Source organism: Sinomonas sp. G460-2, assembly GCF_047759905.1.
Taxonomy (GTDB): Bacteria; Actinomycetota; Actinomycetes; order Actinomycetales; family Micrococcaceae; genus Sinomonas.
The window spans coordinates 1-5175 of the sequence record NZ_JBKZWT010000258.1; the positions used below are offsets into that span (position 1 = coordinate 1).

A 5175-nucleotide genomic window follows, 5' to 3' on the forward strand; every position below is an offset into this window, starting at 1 on the left:
AGCTGCCCGGCCGGGTCGTCGCGACGTTCTTCCGGGGCCACCCGACGGTCCTCGACGGGGCGCTCAACGCGCCGCACCCGGACGCGGTCGCCGCGGGGGAGTGCTGATGGACCGCACCATCCCGGCGCTCGTCATGCTCGGGCTCGCGGTGGCCCTCGCCGTCCTCCTCTGGGTGGGCTGGCGCGGACGCCAGCGACGGCAGGCCGAGGTGCCCGCCCCGCAGGCCACGCCCGACGACCCGGGTCCCGAGCGCTACCGCACCGAAGGCCAGTACGTCACGACGACGACGGCGGGCGATTGGCTGGACCGGCTCGCGGTCCATGGCCTCGGCCTCCGGACGAAGGCCGACGCGGCCGTGTACGACGGCGGCGTCCTCTTCGAGCGGGCCGGCTCGGGACCGCTGTGGGTCCCCGCGGGCAGCATCGACGAGGTGCGCCTCGAGAGCGGGATGGCCGGGAAGTTCGTCGAGCGCGACGGCCTCGTGGTGCTGGGCTGGCGGCTCGGCGACCACGCCGTGGACACGGGCTTCCGCACGCGCGTCCCCGAAGACAAGACTGCCCTCAAGGCAGCGATCGAAGACCTCATGAGTTCAGGGCGTCCCGGCGACACCGGCCTCCCGCAGGACCAGGAAGAAGAGTGAACAGTGACTGAAATGGGAATGTCGGCGACGAAGAGAAGCACGCCGGCGGTGCTCGTGCTCGAGGACGGCCGCGTGTTCCGCGGCCGCAGCTACGGTGCCGTCGGCACGAGCCTCGGCGAGGCCGTGTTCGCGACCGGTATGACGGGGTACCAGGAGACCCTGACGGACCCGTCCTACGACCGCCAGATCGTCGTCCAGACCGCGCCGCACATCGGCAACACGGGCGTCAACACCGAGGACCCCGAGTCGCGCCGCATCTGGGTGGCCGGCTATGTGGTCCGCGACCCCGCGCGCCGCGCGTCGAACTGGCGCTCTGAGGGAAGCCTCGACGACGAGCTCGAGCGGCAGGGGATCGTCGGCATCCAGGGCGTCGACACGCGCGCCATCACGCGGCACCTGCGCGAGCACCGCACCATGCGCGCCGGAATCTTCTCCGGCCCCGCCGCCGAGCGCACCGACAGGGAGCTCCTCGACGAGGTGCTCGCGAGCGCGACCATGGAGGGCTCGCGCCTCGCGGAAGAGGTGAGCGTGGACGCCGTCTACACGGTCGAGCCGGCCGAGCACGGCTGGGAGGGTGAGCCCCGGTTCACGATCGCCGCGATCGACCTCGGCATCAAGGCCATGACCCCGCACCGCTTCGCCGAACGCGGCGTGCGCGTGCACGTCCTGCCGGCCACGTCGACGCTCGAGGACGTCAAGGCCGTGGAGCCCGACGGCTTCTTCATGTCGAACGGCCCGGGCGACCCCGCGACGGCGGACGCGCAGGTCGCGCTGCTGCGCTCCGTGCTCGACGAGAAGATCCCGTACTTCGGCATCTGCTTCGGCAACCAGATCCTGGGCCGCGCGCTCGGCTTCGGGACCTACAAGCTCCGGTACGGGCACCGCGGCATCAACCAGCCGGTCATGGACCGCCGGACCGGCAAGGTCGAGATCACGTCGCAGAACCACGGCTTTGCCGTCGACGCGCCGCTCGACGGACCCACGAACGCGCCGGAGTCGCAGTACGGGCGCGTCGAGGTGAGCCACGTGAGCCTCAACGACGAAGTCGTCGAGGGCCTCGCGTGCCTCGACATCCCGGCGTTCTCGGTCCAGTACCACCCAGAGGCCGCGGCCGGCCCGCACGACGCCGCGTACCTGTTCGACAGGTTCATCGACCTCATGGACGCCCAGAAGTCCGCGGGCGACGCCGCCCAGACCACGAACGACGCACCGAGTGAGGGAGCGAACTAAATGCCGAAGCGTACAGATCTCACGAGCGTCCTCGTCATCGGCTCTGGCCCGATCGTCATCGGGCAGGCCGCCGAGTTCGACTATTCGGGCACGCAGGCCCTCCGCGTCCTCAAGGAGGAGGGCCTGCGCGTGATCCTCGTCAACTCGAACCCGGCCACGATCATGACCGACCCCGAGTTCGCGGACGCGACGTACGTCGAGCCGATCACGCCCGAGGTCGTCGAGAAGATCATCGCGAAGGAGCGCCCCGACGCGATTCTTCCGACCCTTGGCGGCCAGACCGCGCTCAACACCGCGATCGCGCTCGACAAGAACGGCGTGCTCGAGAAGTACGGCGTCGAGCTCATCGGCGCGAACATCGAGGCGATCGAGCTCGGCGAGGACCGCGAGAAGTTCAAGGGCGTGGTCGAGCGCTGCGGCGCCGAGTCGGCACGCAGCGAGATCGTGCACACGATCGACGAGGCCCTCGGCGCGGCCGAGCGGCTCGGCTACCCCGTCGTGGTGCGCCCGTCGTTCACGATGGGCGGCCTCGGCTCGGGCTTCGCGTACACGGAGGAGGACCTCCGCCGGATCGTGGGCCAGGGCCTGCTCTACAGCCCGACCACCGAGGTGCTCCTCGAGGAGAGCATCCTCGGCTGGAAGGAGTACGAGCTCGAGATGATGCGCGACAAGAACGACAACGTCGTGGTCGTGTGCTCGATCGAGAACTTCGACCCGGTCGGCGTCCACACGGGCGACTCGATCACCGTGGCCCCCGCGCTCACGCTCACGGACCGCGAATACCAGAAGCTGCGCGACGTCTCGATCGCCGTGATCCGCGAAGTCGGCGTGGACACCGGCGGATGCAACATCCAGTTCGCCGTCGACCCGAAGACCGGGCGCGTGATCGTCATCGAGATGAACCCGCGCGTCTCCCGCTCCTCGGCGCTCGCCTCGAAGGCCACGGGCTTCGCGATCGCGAAGATCGCCACGAAGCTCTCGCTCGGCTACACGCTCGACGAGATCCCGAACGACATCACGCAGAAGACGCCCGCGAGCTTCGAGCCGACGCTCGACTACGTGGTGGTCAAGGTTCCACGCTTCGCGTTCGAGAAGTTCCCGGCCGCGGATCCGACGCTCACCACGACCATGAAGAGCGTGGGGGAGGCCATGGCCCTGGGCCGCAACTTCACCGAAGCGCTCCAGAAGGCCCTCCGCTCGCTCGAGCAGCGCGGCGCCCAGCTCGACTTCACGCCCGTGCCTGAGTGGGACGTTCCGGAACTCGTCGAGCAGTCCAAGCGCCCCACGACCGACCGCCTGAGCCAGGTCCAGCGCGCTCTGCTCGGCGGCGCGAGCGTTGACGAGCTCTACGCGGCAACGGGCATCGACCCGTGGTTCCTCGACCAGCTCCAGCTACTCAACGAGGTCGCGAGGGAGATCCGTTCGGAGAGCGTGCTCACGGAGGACCTGCTGCGCCTCGCGAAGCGCCACGGCTTCTCGGACGAGCAGATCGGCGCCCTCACGCACCACTCGGAGGACGTGGTGCGCGGCGTGCGCCAGGCCCTTGGCGTGCGTCCCGTGTACAAGACCGTTGACACGTGCGCGGCCGAGTTCGCGGCGTACACGCCATACCACTACTCCTCCTACGACGAGGAGGACGAGGTCGGCCTCCACTCGAAGCCGTCGATCGTGATCCTCGGCTCGGGCCCGAACCGGATCGGCCAGGGTATCGAGTTCGACTACTCGTGCGTCCACGCGTCGATGGCCCTGCGCAAGGCGGGCTACGAGACGGTCATGGTCAACTGCAACCCCGAGACGGTCTCGACCGACTACGACGTCTCGACGCGCCTCTACTTCGAGCCGCTCACGCTCGAGGATGTGCTCGAGGTCATCGCGGCGGAGGAGCGCACGGGCGGCGTCATGGGCGTCTTCGTCCAGCTCGGTGGGCAGACCCCGCTCAAGCTCGCGCAGCAGCTCGCCGACGCCGGCGTGCCGATCCTCGGGACGTCGCCGGAGGCGATCGACCTCGCGGAGCACCGCGGCGCGTTCGCGAAGGTGCTCGACGACGCGGGCCTCGTCTCGCCGAAGAACGGTACGGCCGTCTCCTTCGACGAGGCCAAGCGCATCGCGGACGAGATCGGCTACCCCGTCCTGGTCCGCCCGTCCTACGTGCTGGGCGGCCGCGGCATGGAGATCGTCTACGACGAGGCGAACCTGCGCCGCTACATCGAGAACGCGACCGAAATCACCCCGGACCACCCCGTGCTGATCGACCGCTTCCTCGAGGACGCGGTGGAGATCGACGTGGACGCGCTCTATGACGGGCGCGAGCTCTACCTCGGCGGCGTCATGGAGCACATCGAGGAGGCCGGGATCCACTCGGGCGACTCGGCGTGCGTCCTCCCGCCCGTCACGCTCGGCACAAACGTGCTCGAGCGCGTCCGGAAGGCGACGACCGCGATCGCCGAGGGCGTCGGCGTCCGGGGCCTCATCAACATCCAGTTCGCCCTCGCCGCGGACGTCCTCTACGTCCTCGAGGCGAACCCGCGCGCGTCCCGCACGGTCCCGTTCGTCTCGAAGGCCACGGGCGTGCAGCTCGCGAAGGCCGCCGCGCTCATCGGCACCGGCGTGACGATCCACCAGCTGCGCACGGCCTACCACATGCTGCCCGAGACGGGCGACGGCGCCGAGATCAGCCCGAACGCGGCGGTCGCCGTCAAGGAGGCCGTCCTGCCGTTCAGCCGCTTCCGGACCCCTGAGGGCACGGTCGTGGACAGCCTGCTCGGCCCCGAGATGCGCTCGACCGGCGAGGTCATGGGCATCGACAAGCACTTCGACACGGCGTTCGCGAAGAGCCAGGCGGCTGCGAACAACGCGCTCCCAACTTCGGGCCGTGCCTTCATCTCGGTCGCGAACCGGGACAAGCGCTCGGTGATCCTCGGCGTCAAGAAGCTCGCGGACCTCGGCTTCGAGATTGTCTCGACGGGCGGCACCGCGGCGGTACTCCGCCGCAACGGAATCCAGGCGACGGTCGTCCGCAAGGTCGGCGAGGGTCCCGGCCCTGCCGGTGTGGATGGCGGCCAGGGCACGATCGTGGACCTCATCAACGACGGCCAGATCGACATGGTGTTCAACACGCCCTCGGGCGGCGATGCGCGCGGCGACGGCTACGAGATCCGGGCCGCCGCGACGTCGAACGGCAAGCCGTGCATCACGACGGTCGCGGAGTTCAACTTCGCGGTGCTCGCGATCGAGGCCATGCGCCAGTTCGAGTGGGGCGTCACGAGCCTCCAGGAGCACGCGGCCCGGCTGCGCGAGGGCGCGGC

Annotated in this window: 3 protein-coding genes; all 3 read left to right on the forward strand. The window is 69.7% G+C overall.

What is annotated here, in order from left to right:
• Positions 1 to 106 precede the first annotated feature (106 nt).
• Complete coding sequence (locus ACLN58_RS17415; protein WP_415856509.1) at positions 107 to 640, forward strand: hypothetical protein; 534 nt, start codon at positions 107 to 109, stop codon at positions 638 to 640.
• 12 nt (positions 641 to 652) lie between these two features.
• Positions 653 to 1870 (forward strand): glutamine-hydrolyzing carbamoyl-phosphate synthase small subunit, encoded by a 1218-nt coding sequence (carA, locus tag ACLN58_RS17420; protein ID WP_415856511.1) that lies wholly within the window; start codon positions 653 to 655, stop codon positions 1868 to 1870.
• Positions 1871 to 5175, forward strand: a 3305-nt coding sequence (gene carB / locus ACLN58_RS17425; RefSeq protein WP_415856510.1) for a carbamoyl-phosphate synthase large subunit, incomplete at its 3' end; no start/stop codon positions are given.

Excerpts from the sequence above, each read along its gene's own strand:
- carA (WP_415856511.1), top strand. The coding sequence starts at position 653 with ATGGGAATGTCGGCGACGAAGAGAAGCACGCCGGCGGTGCTCGTGCTC.
- ACLN58_RS17415 (WP_415856509.1), top strand. The coding sequence starts at position 107 with ATGGACCGCACCATCCCGGCGCTCGTCATGCTCGGGCTCGCGGTGGCC.